The organism is Pseudomonas sp. EZ-C24 (genome assembly GCF_014525325.1).
GTDB classification, from domain to species: Bacteria; Pseudomonadota; Gammaproteobacteria; order Pseudomonadales; family Pseudomonadaceae; genus Aquipseudomonas; species Aquipseudomonas shirazensis.
In genome coordinates this window covers 37,571-56,753 of sequence record NZ_JACDIU010000010.1, presented here as the reverse complement: position 1 = coordinate 56,753, position 19,183 = coordinate 37,571, and the positions used below count along the sequence as shown (strand labels likewise).

Genomic DNA, 19,183 nt, shown 5'->3' with positions numbered 1-19,183 from the left:
CTGCCACGCAGTCGCCACCTGATCAGGCGGTCTTTTTCAGGCCTTGCTTCTTCAGCTCTTCGTCACGCAGCTCGCGGCGCAGGATCTTGCCGACGTTGGTGGTTGGCAAGGCATCACGGAACTCGATATAACGCGGCACCTTGTAGCCGGTGACGTTGGCGCGCATATGCTCCATGACCTGCTCCTTGGTCAGGGTCATGCCCGGCTTGACCACGATGAACACCTTGATCAGCTCGCCCGACTTCTCGTCCGGTACACCGATCGCAGCGCACTGCAGCACACCCGGCAAACCGGCGAGCACGTCTTCAAGTTCATTGGGGTAGACGTTGAAGCCGGACACCAGAATCATGTCCTTCTTGCGGTCGACGATACGCATGTAGCCATCGGTCTGGATCAAGGCGATGTCGCCAGTCTTCAACCAGCCGTCGGCATCGAGAATCTCGGCGGTAGCCTCTTCGCGCTGCCAGTAGCCTTTCATCACCTGCGGACCTTTGACGCACAGCTCGCCGACCTCGCCCAGGGCAAGCTCCTGACCGCTGTCATCGATGATCTTGCACAGCGTCGACGGCACCGGGATGCCGATGGTGCCGACCTGGTTGGCCTCAGCCGGATTGACCGCAGCAACCGGGCTGGTTTCGGTCATGCCGTAGCCTTCGCAGATGGCGCAGCCGGTTACGGCTTTCCAGCGCTCGGCAACGCTCAACTGCAAGGCCATGCCACCGGACAGGGTGATCTTCAGTGCCGAGAAGTCCAGAGCGCGGAAGCCTTCGTTGTTGCACAGGGCAACGAACAGCGTGTTGAGGCCGACAAAGCCGCTGAACTTCCACTTGCCGAGCTCCTTGACCATCGCCGGCAGGTCGCGCGGGTTGCTGATCAGCACGTTGTGGTTGCCGATCAGCATCATTGCCATGCAATGGAAGGTAAAGGCATAGATGTGGTAAAGCGGCAGCGGCGTGATCAGGATCTCGCAGCCTTCTTGCAGGTTGGCGCCCATCAACGCACGGCACTGGAGCATGTTGGCGACCAGGTTGCGGTGGGTGAGCATAGCGCCCTTGGCCACCCCGGTGGTGCCGCCGGTGTACTGCAGCACGGCAACATCATCGGCCTGCGGGTTGGCTTCGTTGACCGGCTGGCCGGCGCCCTTGGCCAAGGCATCGTTGAAACGTACGGCCTTGGGCAGGTGATAGGCCGGGACCATCTTCTTGACGTATTTGATGACGCTGTTGATCAGCAGCCGTTTCAGCGGCGGCAGCAGGTCGGCCACTTCGGTGACGATGACGTGTTTGACCTGGGTCTTGGGCACCACCTTTTCAGCCAGGTGGGCCATGTTGGCCAGGCACACCAGCGCCTTGGCGCCAGAGTCGTTGAACTGGTGTTCCATCTCCCGCGTGGTGTACAGCGGGTTGGTGTTGACCACGATCAGGCCAGCGCGCATGGCACCGAATACCGCCACCGGGTACTGCAGCACGTTCGGCAGCTGCACGGCGATGCGGTCGCCCGGCTTGAGGTCAGTGTGCTGCTGCAGCCACGCGGCAAACGCGCCGGACAGGGTGTACAGCTCGCCATAGGTCAGGGTCTTGCCCAGGTTGCTGAAGGCCGGCTTGTCGGCAAAACGCTGGCAGGATTGCTTGAGCACCGCCTGGATATTGGGGAATTCATCAGGATTGATTTGCGCCGCTACCCCGGCTGGGTACTTATCCTTCCAAAAATTTTCGATCATGGAAGCCAACTCCTTGAGCAACAGCGAATTCTTTATACGCGTTTATGCGTTTATTATTGATAGAAGGCGCCGGTTCATTGCCAACCGTATCCTCTGAAAGCGGGCCGAGAGTATCAGCTTTGCCAAGGGTCGCCTAGAGGCCAAAACAGGCCAAACGGTCACAAATATGACTCAATGAATTATATAAGTCATATTTAGAGTAATTAGCCAAAATGTCGCAAACCGGCTGCTGTGGGTTGATCTACTGGCTATGCATATAAAGAGAGGCAAGCGCGTCGCCGCTGCTTGCCTCTGCAGTGCCTAGGCCAGACCGGTCAGGCGATGTCGCGCAGCTCGCGCCGCAGGATCTTGCCGACCGGCGTCATTGGCAGCGAATCGCGCAGGACGATGTGCTTGGGCACTTTGTAACCGGTGAAGTTGGCCTTGCAGTAGGCCTTCAGCTCTTCAACGCTGACGCCCCCTTCACGGGCCACCACAAACAGCTTCACTGCCTCGCCGGAACGCTCGTCCGGCACCCCGATTGCGGCGCAGTTGGCGACCTGCGGGTGGGCCATCACCACATCCTCGATCTCGTTCGGGTACACGTTGAAGCCCGAGACAATGATCATGTCTTTCTTGCGGTCGACAATCCGCGTGTAGCCATCAGGATCGATGACGGCGATGTCACCCGTCTTGAACCAGCCTGCACTGTCGAGCGCCTGCGCCGTTGCCTCGGGCTGCTGCCAGTAGCCTTTCATCACTTGCGGGCCCTGGATACACAGCTCGCCGCGCTCGCCCAAGGGCAACTCGTTGCCATCGTCATCGATGACCTTGAACGCCGTGGCCACTACCGGGATGCCTACTGTGCCCAGCCGCGCCAGCTGCCCATAAGGGTTGGTACTGGCCACAGGCGAGGTTTCGGTCAGGCCGTAGCCTTCGACGATGCGGCACTTGGTCAGGCTCTCCCAACGCTCCGCGGTGGCCTTGACCAACGCGGTACCACCGGAGTTGGTGACCTTCAACGCCGAGAAATCCAGCGACTTGAAACCGGGGTGGTCCATCAGCGCGACAAACAGCGTATTCAGGCCAATCAAGCCCGAGAAACGCCACTTGCCCAACTCCTTGATAAACCCTGGGATATCACGTGGGTTGGTAATCAGCACGTTGTGGTTGCCGGTGACCATCATGCACATGCAGTTCGCCGTAAAAGCATAGATGTGGTACAGCGGCAGCGGCGCGATCATCACCTCCTGGCCTTCCTTGATCATCTTCTGGCCGTCGGCGCCGTGCTGGGAGAAGCACGCCAGTACCTGCAGCATGTTGGCGACCAGATTGGCATGGGTCAGCATGGCGCCCTTGGCCAAGCCGGTGGTGCCGCCGGTGTACTGCAGCACGGCGACATCGTCGAGGCTGCGCGGCACCGGTGTGTGGCTCAACGCCCTGCCCTCGCGCAGCACCTGCTTGAACGACTTTGCCTGCGGCAGATCGAAGGCCGGGACCATCTTCTTGACCTTGTCGACCAGGGTATTGACCAGCCAGCCTTTGGCGGTAGGCAGCAGATCCCCCATCTTCGCTTCGATCAGGTACTCAAGGCCGGTATCGGGGAGCACCTCCTGCACCCTTCTGCCAAACATGTTCAGGTACACCAGCGCACGCGCGCCGGAATCCTTGAACTGGTGGCGCATTTCCCGCTCGGTGTACAGCGGGTTGGTGTTGACCACGATCAGCCCGGCCCGCAGCGCACCGAACACCGCAATCGGGTACTGCAGCACGTTGGGCATCTGCACGGCAATACGATCGCCGGGGGCCAGGTCGGTATTGGCCTGCAGCCAGGCGGCGAAGGCCGCCGAGTGGCGTTCGAGCTCGCCATAACTCAAGGTCACGCCGAGGTTGCTGAAGGCCGGGCGGTCGGCGAAGCGCTTGCAGGAGCGCTCGAACACATCGACCACGCTGCGGTAGGCATTGATATCGATGGAGGAAGGCACGCCCGCCGGGCGTTTGTCATTCCAGAAGTCGGCATGCATTTATTATTGTTCCTCTTGGCCTGGAGCGTCCTTGACCTGCTGCACGGGGCGACAGGCGTTGAGCCGACGTTAGCAGGTAAGTGGGAGGTGGCAAACACGCCAAGGGCCGCCATTAACATTGTGAATCTTATTTGTGCCCGCCCTGCAATTTCAGTGGTAGTGCGTACACTGTCGGGGAACATGCACAGAAAAGGACGCGGTCATGGCTTACGATGCGCTCTGGGTTGCCGCCAGTGAGCACGGCAACCTGTACCTGCACCAATGGCTGCCGGCCACACCGGTCAAGGCCGTGGTGCTGCTGGCGCATGGCATGGCCGAGCATGGCGGGCGCTATCAGCGCTTGGGCCAGGCACTGAGCGCCGCCGGCTTTGCCCTGATCGCGCCTGATCAGCGTGGCCATGGCCGGACCGCCGAGAACGGTCGTCTGGGCCTGTTTGCCCGCAAGGATGGCTGGAATGCCGTGGTCAACGATCTCGGCCTGCTCAGCCAGCACATCGGCCAGCGCTTTCCTGGCACCCCACTGTTTTTGTTCGGCCACAGCATGGGCAGTTACATCGTCCAGGCTTACCTGCTGCACCACAGCGCCAGCGTGCACGGAGCTATTCTCAGCGGCTCCAACCTGCAGCCGCCCAGGCTGTATCGCGCCGCGGCCCTGATCGCCCGCGCCGAAGCCTGGCGCCAGGGCGCCGAGGCCAGCAGTGCGCTGATCGACAAGCTTTCGTTCGGCAGCTTCAACAATGCCTTCAAGCCTACCCGGACGCCATTCGACTGGCTAAGCCGCGACGAAGCCGAAGTAGACAAGTACATCGCCGACCCGCTGTGCGGGTTTCGCTGCAGCAATCAGTTGTGGCTCGATCTGCTCCGAGGCCTGGCGCAAGTCAGCCGGCCAAGCAACCTTGCCCAGGTCGATCCGAACCTGCCGATACTGATAATTGGCGGTGAATGTGATCCGGTGAGTGCCGGCAAGCGTCTCAGTGATCTGGCCGTCGCTTTGAGCGCGACCGGCAACCGGCATGTGCAGTTGCGCCTGTACCCGCAGGCGCGCCACGAACTGCTCAATGAAACCAATCGCGACGAGGTTACCGCCGACATTCTCGGCTGGCTCGAGCAGGCGCTGGCCCTTGGCCGCCCCGCTCGCAGTGAATGATAGCCAGGCCCCGTCCGCCAATAAGGAAGCCCTGATGACCCAGGTCACCAACACCCCCTACGAAGCCCTCGAAGTGGGTCAGAAAAATGAAGAGTTCGTCAAGCGCGTTGAAGAGCGCGACATCCAGCTCTTCGCCGCCATGTCCGGTGACCACAACCCCGTCCACCTCGATGCCGAGTACGCTGCCAAGACCATCTTCCGCGAGCGGATTGCCCACGGCATGTTCACCGGCGCCCTGATCAGCGCGGCAGTGGCCTGCAACCTGCCCGGGCCAGGCACGGTGTATCTGGGCCAGCAGATGAGTTTCCAGAAGCCGGTAAAAATCGGCGACACACTGACCGTGCGCCTGGAGATCCTCGAAAAGCTGCCCAAGTTCAAGGTGCGTATCGCCACCAACGTCTACAACCAGAACGGTGAGCTGGTGATTGCCGGCGAAGCCGAGATTCTCGCGCCGCGCAAGCAGCAGACCGTGCAGCTGGTGACGCCGCCGACCTTCGAGCCGAGCGTTGCCGAAGCCTGACTTCTAGCGGCCCTGCAAGTCGCGCAGGCGCTGCTCGATGTAGCGCCGCTCCGGCCCTTGTTGAGTCAGTATCAGGGCTCGCTGCCACGCTGCGCGAGCCGGCTCGGTCTGGCCCAGTTGGCCGTGCAGTTCTGCGCAGGCGGCGTGCGCCAGGTGATAGTCGAGCAGTTCGCCGCGCTGCAACAACGCTTTGATCAGCACCAAGCCCGCCTGCGGGCCATCGCGTCTGGCCAGGGCTGCGGCGCGATTGAGTTCGATCACCGGTGATGGCCAGTGGCGCTGCAATACATCGTACAAACCAATGATCTGCGCCCAGTCGGTATCTGCCGGGCGGAGCGCTTCTGCATGCAGCGCCGCGATCGCCGCTTGCAGGCTGTAGATACCGGCCGGGCCAGCGCGCAGCGCCCGTTCGGCCAACTGGCAGCCTTCGGCGATCTGCTGGTGATCCCACAGGCGGCGATCCTGTTGATCGAGCAGCACCATGTTACCGTCAAGGTCACTGCGCGCTGCTTGCCGGGAAGCTTGCAGCAGCATCAGTGCCAACAGGCCTGTCACCTGCGGGGCCGGCAACAGTTGCAGCAGCAGTCGACCAAGCCGAATCGCCTCATCACACAGCTCACGGCGCACCACCGCTTCACCCGAGCTGGCTGAATAGCCTTCGTTGAAGACCAGGTAAATCACCCGCAGGACACTGTCCAGACGCTCTGGCAGCTCAGCCTGCTCGGGGACCTGATAGGCGATACCGGCATCGCGGATCTTCGCCTTGGCGCGGACGATGCGCTGTGCAATGGTTGCCGGACGCTGGACAAAGGCACTGGCAATCTGCTCGGTGCTGAGGCCACAGACTTCACGCAGGGTCAGCGGCACCTGGACATCCGCAGCCAGCGCGGGGTGGCAGCAGGTGAAGATCAGGCGCAAGCGGTCATCGCCGAGTAACGCTTCATCAGCGGGGTCGTCATCGCTGGGCACAAGCATGATCAGATCCGCCTGGGCATGATCGAAACGGGCATGTCTGCGCAACAGATCGATGGCCTTGAAGCGCCCGGTCGACACCAGCCAGGCCCGTGGATTGCTGGGGATACCATCACGCTGCCAGCGCTCGACCGCGATGAAGAACGCCTCGTGCATGGCCTCCTCGGCCAGGTCGAAATCACCCAGCAGGCGAATCAAGGTGGCCAGAATGCGCCGCGAGTCTCGTCGGTAGAGCTCATCTACCACCTCACGCAGCTGCTCGCCGAGCATCAGTCAGGCATCTGCTGAGTGACTACCTCCACCAGGCGGTCCAGGCTTTGTCCCCACCCCTGGTGAAAGCCCATTTCTTCGTGGGCGCGGCAATCCTCGGCATTCCAGTGCAGCGCGCGGGCGGTATAGCGGGTCTTGCCGTGTTCATCATCGAAGGTCACCACTGCGGTCATGAAGGCCTTGGCGGCGGGGACCCAGCCCGGCCGAAACGCATCGGTGAAGACCAGCCGACGTGGCGCCACGATTTCCAAGAAGACACCCTGGTTATCGTATTCGGTGCCGTCCGCGGTGCGCATCAAGGTCCGGAACAAGCCGCCAACCCACAGTTGCATCTCGCATTCCGGGGTGGTCATGCCGTGCGGGCCCCACCACTTCATCAGCCATTGCGGTTCGCTCCAGGCGCGGAATACCTTCGCCGGTGGGGCGTCGATCAGGCGAGTGATGGACAGTTCATGTTCGGCCACTGCAGAGCCTGCGTGTGCGTGCGTCATTGTTGTTGTGCTCCACGTTCAGGGTTGTAGTTCGCGCACCGGGCGGACCTCGACGCTGCCGACTCGGGCGGCGGGGATGCCTTTGGCGATGCTCAACGCTTCATTGAGGTCGCGCGCTTCGACCAGATAGAAACCGGCGAGCTGTTCCTTGGTGTCAGCGAATGGCCCGTCGGTCAGGCTCATCTGGCCATTGCGCACGCGCACCGTGGTCGCGGCCTGGACAGACTGCAGCGCCTGCGCGGCGAGCACGCGGCCGCTGCTCTCCAGTGCCTGCGCATAAGCCTGGCATTCGGCATCGGCGGGGCTGTCGGGCAAGCTGTGCAGCAGCCCCTCGTCACAATAGACCAGGCACAGGTATTTCATGATTGCCTCCAACGTCAGTGGACAGTGCGTTTGGCGATAACAGCAGGCGTGCTCAGCTCAAGGTTGCAGGTTGAACAGCGCCTTCTGGGTTTGCATGTCGAACGGCGCCGACCAGTGCTCGTGGATGACCTGCCACTGCGCGCCACTGCGACGATAGCCGACCGTAACGCGCATGAAGCCGCATTGGCTGTCGTCATCTGCCGGCCCGCAGCGATTGAGCCAGTGGGCCAGGGCGAGGTTGTCGTCGACATGCAGGGTCAGTTGATGGATCTCGAACACCATCTCGCCCGAGCACATGCCCATGCACATTTCCCAGTGCGCACGGTAGGCGGCCTTGCCCTTGAAGTGCAGGGCCTGAATGGCGTCAAAGGCGACGACGTCTTCGGCGTAGGGAGCAACGATTGCATCGATGTCACGCTCGCGCACGGCCTGCATCCAGCTGTCGATCTGTTGACGCAGTAGCGATTCGGTTGAGGTAGTCATTATTGGGCTCTCGACCAGGGCAGCGCAGGATCATCCAGCGCCTTCATGACTAGTCGAATTGCGAGAGGCGAAATCGACAGGCACTGAAAAATATTTTTTTGAGCCTGGCGACGGGTACCATTGGCCACTGCACTCCTGCTGCCGCCTACGGGTATTGCCATGCCTTTGACCAGCGAAACCCTGCCTGCAAGCCCGCATTTCGAGCTGAGCTGGGTGCGCGCGCAAGGCGGTGCCAGCTTCCCGCGGCATACCCATGACGAGTACGTGATCGGCGCCAATCTCAGTGGCCAGGAGCGGATTTGGCTCGATGGCCGCGAGCTGGAGGTGGCGCCAAGCCAGATCACTTTGTACAACCCGCTGGCCGTGCAGGGTTCGGAATTTGCCACGACAGGTGTGGAATACATCAGCCTGCACCTGGCGCCAGCGGCGATCACGCAACTGATCAGCGCCGACAATCTGCGCTCGACCGCTACTGCGCCACGTTTGCAGCAAGGCGTGCTGCAGCGGCCGCAGCTGTTTGCTGCGTTGCTGGAGCTGGCCCGGGCCAGTGACGAGCAACGCGAACAGGCCGAGCTGTTGTTGCTCGCGCAATTGCTGGAGCAACCCGCCAGCGCCGCCCATGAGCAGTCAGCAGCCGTCGCTACCAGCCAGGCATACATGCGTGAGCATCTGCAGCAACGGCTGCCTCTCGAGCAGCTGGCGCAGGTCGCCGGCTTGAGCAAATATCACTTCGTACGCTGCTTCAAAAAGGCCACCGGCCTGGGCCCGTTGCAGTACCACATGCAACTGCGCCTGATCGAAGCGCGGCGCCGGTTACGTCTTGGCCAACACGCACAGGACGTGGCGCTGGACCTGGGTTTCTACGACCAGAGCCACTTCATCACAGCGTTTCGCCGGGTACATGGCGTGACGCCGCAACATTACGCGGCGGCAAGAATGAATTCGCGGTAGCCTGAAACGATCACATACACCGCGAAGTAGCAGAAAATCGCTGCCGACAGCAGGTAAGACCAGGTCAGCAAGCGGTCACCGAGCAAGCGCCCGCCGTGGCTGGCAATACCGCACAAGCTCACGCACCAGAGCAGACCGGCCGCGAAGAAACCGCCGAGAAACACAACCGCGTCGAGCAAGCTGCCAGCGCCTGAGCGGGAGATCAGCACACCGCCGACCGCAGCGAACCAGAGGATCGCGCTCGGCGACGACATCGCCAGAAACACCCCTCGCGCAAACTCGCGCCAACCCGACTCGACCACCACCTCGGCGCGCGCATCCAGATGCCCACCGCGCCAGGCGGCCAGCAGCATCTTCAGCGCAAACCAGATCAACAACGCCGAACCACCAAGCCACAGTACCCAGCGCACACTCTCGAACTGCAGCAGCACGGTCATCCCGGCCAATGCTGCGATGGCGTAGATCAAGTCACCCACGCAGGTGCCCAGGCCCAACCAGAACCCCTGAAGGAAACCACGCTGCATGGCCAGGGTGATCATGGCGATATTGGCGATGCCGATGTCCAGACACAGCGACAGGCTCAGCAGAAATCCGTTGGAAAAAGGCATGTGTAATAGCTACGCGACAGATCAGGAGGCGCTGATTAAGCCACAGGCCAACGGCGCCGGTATTGGAAGAAATTGCCTGCTTCCCGGTTGCGCCGATCTTCACTTACCCGTTTAAGAGTACGCCAGCGCCGTCTGGGTATTCAGCCGCTCAAGACCTGCGCATAACGTTGACGATCAATATTCGCGCCACTGAGCACCACCGCAACGCGCTTGCCCTTCTGCCGCTCACGTTCCTGCAACAGCGCAGCCAAACCTGCAGCGCCAGCTCCCTCAGCAGTGTTGTGAGTGGTTTCGTGGTAAATGCGCATGGCCTCGGCGATCTCGTCATCGGTCACCCGCACGATCCGCGCGGCATGCTGATGGATCAGGGCAAAGGCATCCGGGTGCGGCATCCGACAGGCCATGCCATCGGCAAAGGTGTTGGCCGTGGCGGTGGTGACGATGCGGCCCTGTTCAAAGCTCTGCGCGTAGGCGTCGGCGGCAGTCGAGACCACGCCGACGATTTCGGTCTTGAGCCCAAGCAGGTTGCGCGCCTGGATCAACCCGCAGATGCCCGAGCCCATGCCGATCGGCACGTACACGCAGTCCAGCGCGGCGACCGCATCGAACAGCTCCAAGGCATAGGTCGCCACGCCGCGCACCAGCTCCGGGTGGAACGACGGCACCATCTGGTAGCCCAGCTCGTTGGCCAACCGCGCGGCTTCTTCGCGGGCCAGATCGAAGTCGGCACCATGCTCGATCAGCTCGGCGCCCAAGGCCCGCATGGCGGCGTTTTTCTCCCGCGAGTTGCCTTGCGGCACGACGATCACCAGCGGGATACCCGCCTGGCGCGCGGCCAACGCCATGCTCTGGCCGTGGTTGCCGCGTGTGGCCGTGACCAGCCCTTTCGGCGGCTGCCCGTGGGCCAACAACGAACGCACGTAGACCAGGCCACCGCGCACCTTGAACGCGCCGGTCGGGGCGTGATTTTCGTGTTTGACCCACACTTCGCAGCCGGCCCGCTCGGCCAGCAGCGGCCAGACATGCTGCGGCGTTGCGGGCAGGTGTTGGTGGACGAAATCAGCAGCTTCGCGCAGTGCGGCCAGGTCGAACATGACGATCTTCCTTCATCGTGTGAGTTGCCCTGATCCTAGGCGCGGGGCATTGTATGGGTAAATCGATATATTGCATGGGTGGCAATTTCATGTGGATCCCGACGCTGACTGCCAGCGATCAGCCGCGTTATCTGGCGCTTGTCGATGCCATCGCCGACGCCATCGAGCGCGGTGAGCTCAAGGTTGGCCAGCGCCTGCCGCCGCAGCGGCGCCTGGCCTGGGCGCTCGGGCTCAACCCAAGCACCACCCAGCAAGCCTACCGCGAAGCCGCTGCCCGTCATCTGGTCGCTGGCGCGGTGGGGCGTGGTACCTATGTGCTGGCGGGCAGCAAGGAAGCCACCCTGTTCCGGCTCAAGCGCCACGATGCAGAACAAGCGGTGATCGACCTGTCGACCAACGTGCCAGTGGTCGAACCCGACAACCGAGATCTGCAGGCCAGCCTGCACAGGCTGCTAGAACTCGAGCAGTCTGGCTTGCTCGAGCATTACCTGGGGCCTGAGCAACTGCTGGCGGGGCGCGTACACGGGGCACGCTGGCTGGCCGAACGCGGCTTGACTCTCGCGACCGACGAGCTGCTGCTGTGTGCCGGCGCGCAATACGCGCTGAACTGCGTGTTGCAGTCAGTGTGCGAGGACGGTGAAGCGGTGATGGTCGAGGCGCTGACGGCGCCTGGGATCAAGGCGGCGTGCCGGCAATTGCGTTTGCCAGTGCACGGCGTGGCGCTGGATGAGCACGGCCTGCGTCCGGATGAGCTGGACCGCGTCACGCGTGCCAGCGGCGCCCGCGTGCTGGTGATCACCCCGACCCTGCACAACCCGACCTCAACCTGCATGGACGCGGCACGCCGCCAGGCCATCGCCGAGGTGGTCAAACGCCATCAGCTGTTGGTGATCGAAGATGATGTGTACGGCGCACTGAGCGAGCAGCCACCGCTGTACCCCTTGCTTGAGGGGCGCGGAATTCTGGTAAGCAGCCTTTCGAAAACGGTTGCCGCCGGCTTGCGCGTGGGTTGGATCGTGGCCCAGCCGTCCCTGCTCGCGCAGATCGAGCCGCACAGCCAGGCAAGTCACTGGTCGGTCTCGCCGCTGGATCTGCATATCGCCTGCCAGTGGATCGCCGACGGTACTGCCGCCCGCCGCCTGGCCTGGAACCGCCAGGAGACCGCCGAGCGCTGGCGACTGGCCCGCAGTGTATTGGGCGCGGCGTTGCTCGACGACCGGCAGGCCTCACCGCACGTATGGGTAGCGGCACCGGCCGGCGCCGAGGCGCTGGCCGCTGATTGCCGCAGGCGCGGGGTCGAGGTCGTTCCCGGCAACGTTTTCGCGATTGGTGTGGATGAGGTCAAGGCCGTGCGGATCAGCCTGTCGGCAGCCACCAGCCGAGCACAGCTCAAACAAGGCCTGGAGGCCGTCCGTCAGGCACTGGCCAAGGCCTGATCAGCCCTGGCTGCAACCCTCACCCATCGCCCGGTACTGCAGAGTATGGACCTGGCCCTGATGGTCCTCGTAAGTCATGGTGGCAGGCACCACATCGCAGACATTGGGCAGGGTCGACAGGCTGATCACACGTTTGATGTCGAGGTTGGTGCCGTATTCATATTGCACCGCCACAGGTGGGCTGGACACCGGTTGAGCCTCTTTTGCGAAGGCGAACGAGGACACACCGAAGAGTGCAAGAATCAGTAGAGCTTTCATGAGAGTTGGCCTTTGAGGCGATCAAGCTGAGCGATTGACTTCAGTCCGCCGTCATTGGCGCGGAGAAGTTGTCATCGAGTGCACCGATGGCACGAAGTACCGGTCCCGCTTTGTCGTACTGCTGAGGGGATGAGACAATTTTACGCCTGTTACGCAATACTTGAACCCCACGGTAGGACATACAGCCTTGCGCAATGTGCAACAGTCTGCCCCCCGGGCGCCCGCTACCGCTGAACTGGAACACACGATGACTGCCCTGACCTACGCGCCCCTCTGCGGACTGGAGCAACGCCTGCTTGATCACTTCTATCGCCAGCAAGGCTCGCGCATGCGCTCGGCAGCCGGCGGCGCGCTGTGGGTAGCGCGTGCGGGCGCAATCGTTGCGGGGATGAGCTTGAGCCCGGTGGGCCACGGTCAATGGCTGACCGGGCTGCTGGTCGACCCACAGTGGCGTAGGCGTGGCATCGCTGGGCAGTTGATCGAGGCCTCGCTGGCAACTGCATCGGGCCCCGTGTGGCTGTTCTGCCACCCGGAGCTACTGCCGTTCTATCAGCGATTGGGCTTTGCCCCCGCGCATGATCTGCCCGAGGCGCTGAGCATGCGTCTGGCGCGCTATCAGCGCAGCAAAAACCTGGTCGCGCTCGGCCGTGATCAGTCGTCGCCGATGTCCAGCCCAGGGAACAACACCTCGGTGTAGCCAAACCGGGAGAAGTCCTGGATCCGCGATGGATACAGGCGACCGATCAGATGATCACACTCATGCTGCACGACCCGCGCATGGAAGCCTTCAGCGACGCGCTCGATCAAGTTGCCCTCAGGGTCGATGCCGCTGTAGCTGATGCGCGTGAACCGCGGCACCACACCGCGCAAGCCCGGCACCGACAGACAGCCCTCCCAGCCCTCCTCGGTCTCACTCGACAGCGGTGTAATGACCGGGTTGAGCAGAATGGTCTGCGGCACTGCCTCGGCGTCCGGGTAGCGCTCGCTGTGCTCGAAGCCGAAGATCACCAGTTGCAGGTCGACGCCGATCTGCGGCGCGGCCAGGCCAACGCCACCGACGTGGTGCATGGTCTCGAACATATCGGTGATCAACTGCTGTAGCTCGGCGCTGCCAAGCAGGTGTTCGGGAACAGGCGGGGCGATGCGCAGCAGGCGCTCATCGCCCATTTTCAGGATGTCACGGATCATCAGCGGTTCGGCTCTGGGCTCGGGGGTTCGGTCGCCACCGGACGCTCATGACCCAGCACAGACACGGTCTCCTTCGGCTTGTGGCCGTCAAAGTCCTTCTCGCCTGGGTCTTTACCCTCGGCGGACATGTGCTCGATCACCGCGTTCATCTCGGCGCCAAGCAAGAGTACGGCGGCTGAAATATAGAAGTACAGCAGCAGCACGATAATTGCCCCGATGCTGCCGTACATGGCGTTGTAGTCGGCGAAGGTCTTGACGTAATAACCAAAGCCCAGCGAGGCGATGATCCACACCACCACCGCCAGCACCGAGCCTGGGGTAATGAACTTGAATTTCTGTTTCACGTCCGGCATGACGTAGTAGATCAACGCCACCGCGACCATCATCAGCACGACGATTGCCGGCCAGCGCACGATCGTCCACAGAGTAACGATGAACTCCTGCATGCCCACTTGGGCCGCAATCCACTCCATTACCTGTGGGCCCAATACCATCAACGCCGCCGCTGCCAGGAGCATCCCGGCGATGCCGATGGTGTAGAAGATCGACAGCGGGATGCGCTTCCACACCGGGCGCCCTTCCGGAACGTCGTAAGCGGCGTTCATCGCACTCATCATCAAGCGCACACCGGCCGAGGCGGTCCACAGGGCAATCACGATACCCACCGAGAGCAGGCCACCCTTGGACTGCTGCAATTGGTCGATCACCGGATTGACCTGTTCCAGTGCCTGCGGCGGCAGCACCAGCTCGGACTGCAAGCGCAGCCAGGAGAAGAAGTCAGGCAGGTGCAGGAAACCGATCAGGGCAATCAGGAACAGCAGGAACGGGAACAGCGAAAACAGCATCTGGTAGGCCAGAGCCGACGCGTAGGTGGACATCTCGTCATCGAGAAACTCACTGACGGTGCGCACCAGCACACGGTGCAGGGGGAGGCCCTGCAAGGCGTTAAAAATCATAGCGTCTCCTTTCGCCGCTCGATCATCTTGGCTGCCGGCCGACGATGCGACAGGCCTTATGGTATGCATGCAAGTCTAATAGACCACGCCAGGCGCGTTGCTGTTCATTGCTCATCAAAGGCAATTGGGGCCGCTCTACGGCCCTTCGCTCAAGCCCGCTCCCACAGGTACAGTGCTGGAGTCAGACTGTGCGCGATCCTGTGGGAGCGGGCTTGCCCGCGAAGGGCTGCAGAGCAGCCCCAAAATCAGCATTCAAACCTTAACTTACCGGCATCAACCCTTGGATAGCCGTTTTCCTAGGAATGAGCGCTTATGGCTTTTTAACCGCGTCTTTGACATCGCCGACTTTCTGCTGTGCTTCGCCTTTGACTTCCTGCGCCTTGCCTTCTGCACGCAGCTTGTCATTGTCGGTGACCTTGCCGACACCTTGCTTGATGTTACCTACCGCTTCGTTGGCCAAGCCTTTCGCTTTGTCTTTGGTGCCACTCATGGGGAAGTTCCTTTTAGGCAAAGACGCGAGATAACCGCGTCGACATACGAATCGACCGGTGGCTTTTGCCGAGAGTTTCATTTTTTTCTCGATCATTGCCTTGCGCGCAAAACCATCAGGCGCTGAAACATCGGCAAACTGCCGCCCATTGCAGGCAGCCGGGTAAAGCGACATCAGCGTGTGCAAGCCTTGCTCGCCCGCGCGCCACCCCGCACAATGTCAGGTCATCTCAAGCGTCAACCCGCAGGAACCTGCATGAAACTCGACAAACCCGCCGCCATCGCCCGGCGCAACCAAGCGCTGGCCCGGCCGGTGCTGACCAGCGACAACTGCCTGTTCGCCATCCTCGACCCCAAGCGCAACCTGTGGTGGTTCGACATCCCGATGCGGCTGCTGGTCAAAGGCCAGCCTGACTGGGTCAACCTGCTGCTGCACAGCCCGGAGTCAGACGAGCTGCAGCACTTGAAAGTGCCGATCAACTACCTGCGTGCGCACCAGGAGCAACTGGAAGTGCGCAACGCCGGCAAGCGCCGCTCGACCATCAGTCTGGCCCTCAGCGCTGACCGCGATTCGCTGCTGCGCGACACCCGGCCGGGCGGCGAGCAGCTGGACTTCCGCACCTTCGTCCAGGACTGATCAGACCCGCTCGATGCGATCGTCAAGGATGACGATACGGCCGGCCTTGAACAACGCGCCAATGGCTTTCTTGAAGTTGCCCTTGCTGACGTTGAACAGGCCGCTGATCACCTGCGGATCACTCTTGTCACACACTGCCAGAGTGCCGCCAGCAGCTTCCAGCTTGGCCATGATCTGCTCTTGCAGGCCATCGGCCAGGGCCTGACCAACCGGCTGCAGGCTCAGGGCGATCTTGCCGTCCTGGCGCACTTCCTTGATAAAGCCCTTCTCGTGCATGCCCGAACGCAGGAACTTGAATATCTCGTTCTTGTGAATCAATCCCCAATGGCGGTTGTTGATGATCGCCTTGAAGCCGAGATCGGTTTCATCGGCCACCAGCAGCTCAACCGGCTGGCCTGCGGTGTACGCGGCCGGGGTCAGGTCGAGGTAGCGGTCCAGCCGCGCGGTGGCGGTGATGCGGCGGGTGCGTTTGTCCAGGTAGACGTGGACAACACAGTAATCGCCGATCTTCAGCGAGCGCTTCTCTTCCGAGTAGGGCATCAGCAAGTCTTTGCTCAGGCCCCAGTCGAGGAAGATACCAGCCCCATTGATATCTTTTACCTTCAGGCTGGCGAACTCGCCGACCTGCACCTTGGGCTTCTCGGTGGTGGCGATCAGTTGGTCTTCGCTGTCCAGGTAGATGAACACGTTGAGCCAGTCATCGAGCTCGGTGGGCGTATCCTTGGGGATGTAACGCCGCGGCAGGAGGATTTCGCCGTCGGCGCCGCCATCCAGGTACAGGCCGAATTCGACGTGCTTGACGATTTGCAAACTGTTGTAACGCCCAAGTAGAGCCATTTCCGATGTTCCTCAAGACAAGGCGGCTATTCTACACCTGAACCCGCCGCCTCGCCCGACCGCTGGTTCGACTGAACTGCAAACCCGCCGCTGCGTCTATTGCTGGCACGCTCTTGCAAGGATTCGCTCATGCCTGTCTGCCTGACCAACGCCCTGCGCTTCAGCCTTGTCGCCCTGCTCTGCGCCGCCACCCTGCTCGGCTGCAGCCGCATCGACCTTGCCTATCGCAACCTCGACACGCTGGTGCCGTGGTCGCTGGGCGATTATCTGGACATGAACCGCGAGCAGAAAAACTGGCTCGACCAGCGCTTGCAGGCGCATCTGGCGTGGCACTGCACCACACAGCTGCCCGGCTACCTCGACTGGCTCGACCGCATGCGTGCGATGGTTGCCGAGGATCAAGTCACCGATCAGGCCTTGCAGCAGCGCACAGCAGAGGCCCGCGAGGCGATTGCCCGGGTCACCGAAGCAATCACTCCGTCCGCCGTCGAGCTGCTGCGCGGCATGGATGATCAGCAGGTCGAAGAGATGCGCCAGGCATTCGCGGATGACATCCGCGAGCGCCAGCGCACCTACGTCGACACGCCGCTGGCCAAGCAGATCAGCAAACGCGCCGAACGTATGGAGAAACGCATCAAGCCCTGGCTGGGCGAGCTCAACGCCGCCCAGCGCCTGCGCGTGCAGAACTGGTCGCAAGCCTTGGGCGACCAGAACCGCCAGTGGATCGCCAACCGCGCGCACTGGCAGCAACAGTTGCTGCTGGCCATGCAGCAACGTGCGACGCCCAGCTTCGAACCGCGCATCGCACAGCTGCTGCAGCACAAAGAAAGCCTGTGGACGCAGGACTATCGCAAGGCGTTCAACAACACCGAACTCCAGGCGCGCGGCCTGCTGGTCGACCTGATCAAGGACAGCACATCCGCCCAGCGTCAGTTCCTGCAAGAGCGCCTGAGCAAGGTGCGCACCAGCTTCAGTGAACTGAAATGCCTCAAGGGCTGACCGTCATTCGCGCGGCTGACGTCGATAAGGGAACACATCGATGACCTTGCCGCCGGCAATGGCCGCCTGCAGCCCTTTCCAGTAATCGGCGTCGTATAGCTCCCCGTGCAGCTTGCTGAACAGGCGGCGCTGGCCGATATCGGCGAACAGAAACGGTGGGAATTCTTCCGGGAACACATCATGGATGCCGATCGAATACCACGGCTCGCCTGACATCTCGTCTTCGGGATAGCGCGGCGGCGGGATATGGCGAAAGTTGACCTCATCGAGAAAGCAGATTTCGTCGTAATCGTAAAACACCACCCGCCCATGGCGGGTTACGCCGAAGTTCTTCAGCAGCATGTCACCGGGGAAGATATTGGCCGCCGCCAGCTGCTTGATCGCCAGGCCGTAATCTTCCAACGCCTCCAGCACCTGGGCGTCGCTGGCCTGTTCCAGATACAGATTCAGCGGCGTCATCCGCCGTTCGGTCCAGCAGTGGCGGATCAGCACCGTGTCGCCCTCCAGCACCACGGTGGACGGGGCCACTTCCAGCAACTCGGCCAGGCACGCGGCCTCGAACTTTTTCCGCGGGAAGCGAAAGTCGGCGAACTCCTGGGTGTCGGCCATGCGCCCGACCCGATCGACGCTTTTTACCAGGCGGTATTTGTCGATCACGGTAGCGCGGTCGACTGTTTTTGACGGTGCGAAACGGTCCTTGATGATCTTGAACACCGTACTGAAGCCCGGCAGGGTAAACACGCTCATGACCATGCCGCGCACACCCGGCGCCATGACGAAGCGGTCGTCGCTGCTGGCCAGATGATTGATCAGCGCCCGATAGAACTCCGACTTGCCATGCTTGTAGAAGCCAATCGAGGTATACAGCTCGGCCACATGTTTGCCGGGCAAAATACGTTTGAGAAAGCTGACGAACTCCGCCGGCGCCGGCACATCGACCATGAAATAGGAGCGGGTGAAAGAGAAAATGATCGACACCTCGGCTTCGTCGGTGATCACCGCGTCCGCCTCGAGGCCATGACCTTCGCGGTGCAGCAGTGGGATCACCAGTGGCCACTGCTCATCCCGGGTGTACAAACGGCCTACCAGATACGCACCTTTGTTGCGGTACAGCACCGGCGCAAACAGCTCCAGTGCCAGGCTCGGGTCCTTGCACACCCAGTCGGGCAAGCTGCGGCGCAGTTGCTGTTCAAGGCGGCTGACGTCGCTGGGCAAGTCCGCATAGTCGACACTGAACGGGTAATCGGCAAACACCCGGTGCAACAACCCGCTCAAGCTACCGTCGGCCTGATAAATGCGCGTCTGCGCAGCGCGCTGATGGTCGCGCAGGGCCGGCCGGGTGGTGTGGATAAACATGCAGCTGTCGCTGATCAGGTCATGGCTGAACAGGCTGCAGAACAGTGAGTTGTACCAAGTCTCGGCCAACTCATCGTCCAGCCGCGGATTGATCAGCCCAATGTAGGCGCTTTTGACCAACGGCCATTGTGCGACATCGAGCAATAGCGCCTCGGCAAATCCCTCGCGCAGCCAGCCATTGACCTCGACGACCTTCTCCTCATACAAGCTGATCCGCGCAGCTGCCGCCCGCTGGCTGTCGTGCCAGTCAGCGCGCTCGAATCGCTCGCGCGCACCCAGGGTTATCTGCCGGAAGTGCTCGCGGTAGTTATCGAAGCCATCGAGTACCCTGCGGGCGATTTCGCTGGCGGGCCAGTGCTGGGACATACCGATGCCTCTGCAGGGTTCAAGCGCTCAGCTTAGTAG

Annotated in this window: 21 protein-coding genes; 7 read left to right on the top strand and 14 right to left on the bottom strand. The window is 61.9% G+C overall.

Annotated elements, in window-relative coordinates; translation table 11 throughout:
- Nucleotides 1-22: 22 nt before the first annotated feature.
- Both fadD1 and fadD2 read right to left on the bottom strand, forming a co-directional pair.
- On the bottom strand, nucleotides 23-1,720 hold the full coding sequence (fadD1, locus tag IDM28_RS06445) for a long-chain-fatty-acid--CoA ligase FadD1 (RefSeq protein ID WP_188035580.1): 1,698 nt from the start codon (nucleotides 1,718-1,720) through the stop codon (nucleotides 23-25).
- A gap of 314 nt (nucleotides 1,721-2,034) precedes the next feature.
- Nucleotides 2,035-3,723 carry a long-chain-fatty-acid--CoA ligase FadD2 gene (gene fadD2, locus IDM28_RS06440; RefSeq protein ID WP_150571975.1) on the bottom strand — a complete coding sequence of 563 codons (1,689 nt, stop codon included), beginning with the start codon at nucleotides 3,721-3,723 and terminating at the stop codon, nucleotides 2,035-2,037.
- Between the two features lie 202 nt (nucleotides 3,724-3,925).
- On the opposite strand from fadD2, the gene IDM28_RS06435 reads away from it, so the two are divergent.
- Together IDM28_RS06435 and IDM28_RS06430 are read left to right on the top strand one after the other, a co-directional pair.
- Nucleotides 3,926-4,870, top strand: coding sequence for an alpha/beta hydrolase (locus IDM28_RS06435; RefSeq protein ID WP_188035579.1), 945 nt, complete (start codon nucleotides 3,926-3,928; stop codon nucleotides 4,868-4,870).
- A 34-nt stretch (nucleotides 4,871-4,904) separates the two neighbouring features.
- Nucleotides 4,905-5,390, top strand: coding sequence for a MaoC family dehydratase (locus IDM28_RS06430; protein ID WP_101317557.1), 486 nt, complete (start codon nucleotides 4,905-4,907; stop codon nucleotides 5,388-5,390).
- Between the two features lie 3 nt (nucleotides 5,391-5,393).
- Here the strand turns inward: IDM28_RS06430 and IDM28_RS06425 are convergent, their stop codons facing one another.
- The 4 genes from IDM28_RS06425 to IDM28_RS06410 are packed head-to-tail and all read right to left on the bottom strand — an operon-like array spanning nucleotide 5,394 to nucleotide 7,969.
- Nucleotides 5,394-6,632, bottom strand: a complete 1,239-nt coding sequence (locus tag IDM28_RS06425) for an RNA polymerase sigma factor (RefSeq protein WP_188035578.1) — start codon at nucleotides 6,630-6,632, stop codon at nucleotides 5,394-5,396.
- Complete coding sequence (locus IDM28_RS06420; protein ID WP_150571501.1) at nucleotides 6,632-7,123, bottom strand: SRPBCC family protein; 492 nt, start codon at nucleotides 7,121-7,123, stop codon at nucleotides 6,632-6,634. Before IDM28_RS06420 ends, IDM28_RS06425 begins: the two co-directional genes overlap by 1 nt.
- Before the next feature lie 18 nt (nucleotides 7,124-7,141).
- On the bottom strand, nucleotides 7,142-7,486 hold the full coding sequence (locus IDM28_RS06415) for a YciI family protein (protein WP_188035577.1): 345 nt from the start codon (nucleotides 7,484-7,486) through the stop codon (nucleotides 7,142-7,144).
- A 57-nt stretch (nucleotides 7,487-7,543) separates the two neighbouring features.
- Nucleotides 7,544-7,969: a YybH family protein gene (locus IDM28_RS06410; protein WP_101317548.1), complete on the bottom strand. Its 426-nt coding sequence runs from the start codon at nucleotides 7,967-7,969 to the stop codon at nucleotides 7,544-7,546.
- 159 nt (nucleotides 7,970-8,128) lie between these two features.
- Here IDM28_RS06410 and IDM28_RS06405 point away from each other — a divergent pair, with 159 nt between their 5' ends.
- The gene (locus IDM28_RS06405; RefSeq protein WP_188035576.1) at nucleotides 8,129-8,920 is read left to right on the top strand and encodes an AraC family transcriptional regulator; all 792 of its coding nucleotides are present in this window, start codon (nucleotides 8,129-8,131) and stop codon (nucleotides 8,918-8,920) included.
- Here the strand turns inward: IDM28_RS06405 and IDM28_RS06400 are convergent.
- Nucleotides 8,890-9,528 carry a LysE family translocator gene (locus tag IDM28_RS06400; RefSeq protein WP_181106031.1) on the bottom strand — a complete coding sequence of 213 codons (639 nt, stop codon included), beginning with the start codon at nucleotides 9,526-9,528 and terminating at the stop codon, nucleotides 8,890-8,892. The genes IDM28_RS06405 and IDM28_RS06400 overlap by 31 nt on opposite strands.
- A 140-nt stretch (nucleotides 9,529-9,668) precedes the next feature.
- Nucleotides 9,669-10,622, bottom strand: coding sequence for a threonine dehydratase (locus tag IDM28_RS06395; protein ID WP_101317544.1), 954 nt, complete (start codon nucleotides 10,620-10,622; stop codon nucleotides 9,669-9,671).
- 74 nt (nucleotides 10,623-10,696) lie between these two features.
- On the opposite strand from IDM28_RS06395, the gene IDM28_RS06390 reads away from it, so the two are divergent.
- Entirely contained in the window at nucleotides 10,697-12,058 is a 1,362-nt protein-coding gene (locus IDM28_RS06390) for a PLP-dependent aminotransferase family protein (RefSeq protein WP_262500006.1), read from the top strand.
- Here the strand turns inward: IDM28_RS06390 and IDM28_RS06385 are convergent, their stop codons facing one another.
- A complete protein-coding gene (locus tag IDM28_RS06385) occupies nucleotides 12,059-12,316 on the bottom strand; it encodes a DUF2790 domain-containing protein (protein WP_101317542.1) in 258 nt (85 codons plus the stop codon).
- A 328-nt stretch (nucleotides 12,317-12,644) separates the two neighbouring features.
- On the opposite strand from IDM28_RS06385, the gene IDM28_RS06380 reads away from it, so the two are divergent.
- Nucleotides 12,645-13,013 (top strand): GNAT family N-acetyltransferase, encoded by a 369-nt coding sequence (locus IDM28_RS06380; RefSeq protein ID WP_150572036.1) that lies wholly within the window; start codon nucleotides 12,645-12,647, stop codon nucleotides 13,011-13,013.
- On the opposite strand, the gene def is transcribed toward IDM28_RS06380, so the two are convergent.
- From def to IDM28_RS06365, 3 genes are all read right to left on the bottom strand, one after another.
- Nucleotides 12,968-13,504, bottom strand: a complete 537-nt coding sequence (gene def, locus IDM28_RS06375) for a peptide deformylase (protein WP_101317540.1) — start codon at nucleotides 13,502-13,504, stop codon at nucleotides 12,968-12,970. The two genes, IDM28_RS06380 and def, sit on opposite strands and share 46 nt — an antisense overlap.
- A complete protein-coding gene (locus IDM28_RS06370; RefSeq protein ID WP_101317538.1) occupies nucleotides 13,504-14,460 on the bottom strand; it encodes a YihY/virulence factor BrkB family protein in 957 nt (318 codons plus the stop codon). The genes def and IDM28_RS06370 overlap by 1 nt, the downstream gene beginning before the upstream one ends.
- A gap of 310 nt (nucleotides 14,461-14,770) precedes the next feature.
- Complete coding sequence (locus tag IDM28_RS06365; RefSeq protein ID WP_101317536.1) at nucleotides 14,771-14,950, bottom strand: CsbD family protein; 180 nt, start codon at nucleotides 14,948-14,950, stop codon at nucleotides 14,771-14,773.
- Nucleotides 14,951-15,205: 255 nt separating this feature from the next.
- Between IDM28_RS06365 and IDM28_RS06360 the strand changes: the two genes are divergently transcribed.
- Complete coding sequence (locus IDM28_RS06360; RefSeq protein WP_150571494.1) at nucleotides 15,206-15,586, top strand: hypothetical protein; 381 nt, start codon at nucleotides 15,206-15,208, stop codon at nucleotides 15,584-15,586.
- On the opposite strand, the gene IDM28_RS06355 is transcribed toward IDM28_RS06360, so the two are convergent.
- A complete protein-coding gene (locus IDM28_RS06355) occupies nucleotides 15,587-16,423 on the bottom strand; it encodes a S1 RNA-binding domain-containing protein (RefSeq protein WP_103436493.1) in 837 nt (278 codons plus the stop codon).
- A 129-nt stretch (nucleotides 16,424-16,552) separates the two neighbouring features.
- Between IDM28_RS06355 and IDM28_RS06350 the strand changes: the two genes are divergently transcribed.
- Nucleotides 16,553-17,422, top strand: a complete 870-nt coding sequence (locus IDM28_RS06350; protein WP_188035575.1) for a DUF6279 family lipoprotein — start codon at nucleotides 16,553-16,555, stop codon at nucleotides 17,420-17,422.
- A 3-nt stretch (nucleotides 17,423-17,425) separates the two neighbouring features.
- On the opposite strand, the gene aceK is transcribed toward IDM28_RS06350, so the two are convergent.
- Entirely contained in the window at nucleotides 17,426-19,144 is a 1,719-nt protein-coding gene (gene aceK, locus IDM28_RS06345) for a bifunctional isocitrate dehydrogenase kinase/phosphatase (protein WP_188035574.1), read from the bottom strand.
- Between the last annotated feature and the right edge of the window lie 39 nt (nucleotides 19,145-19,183).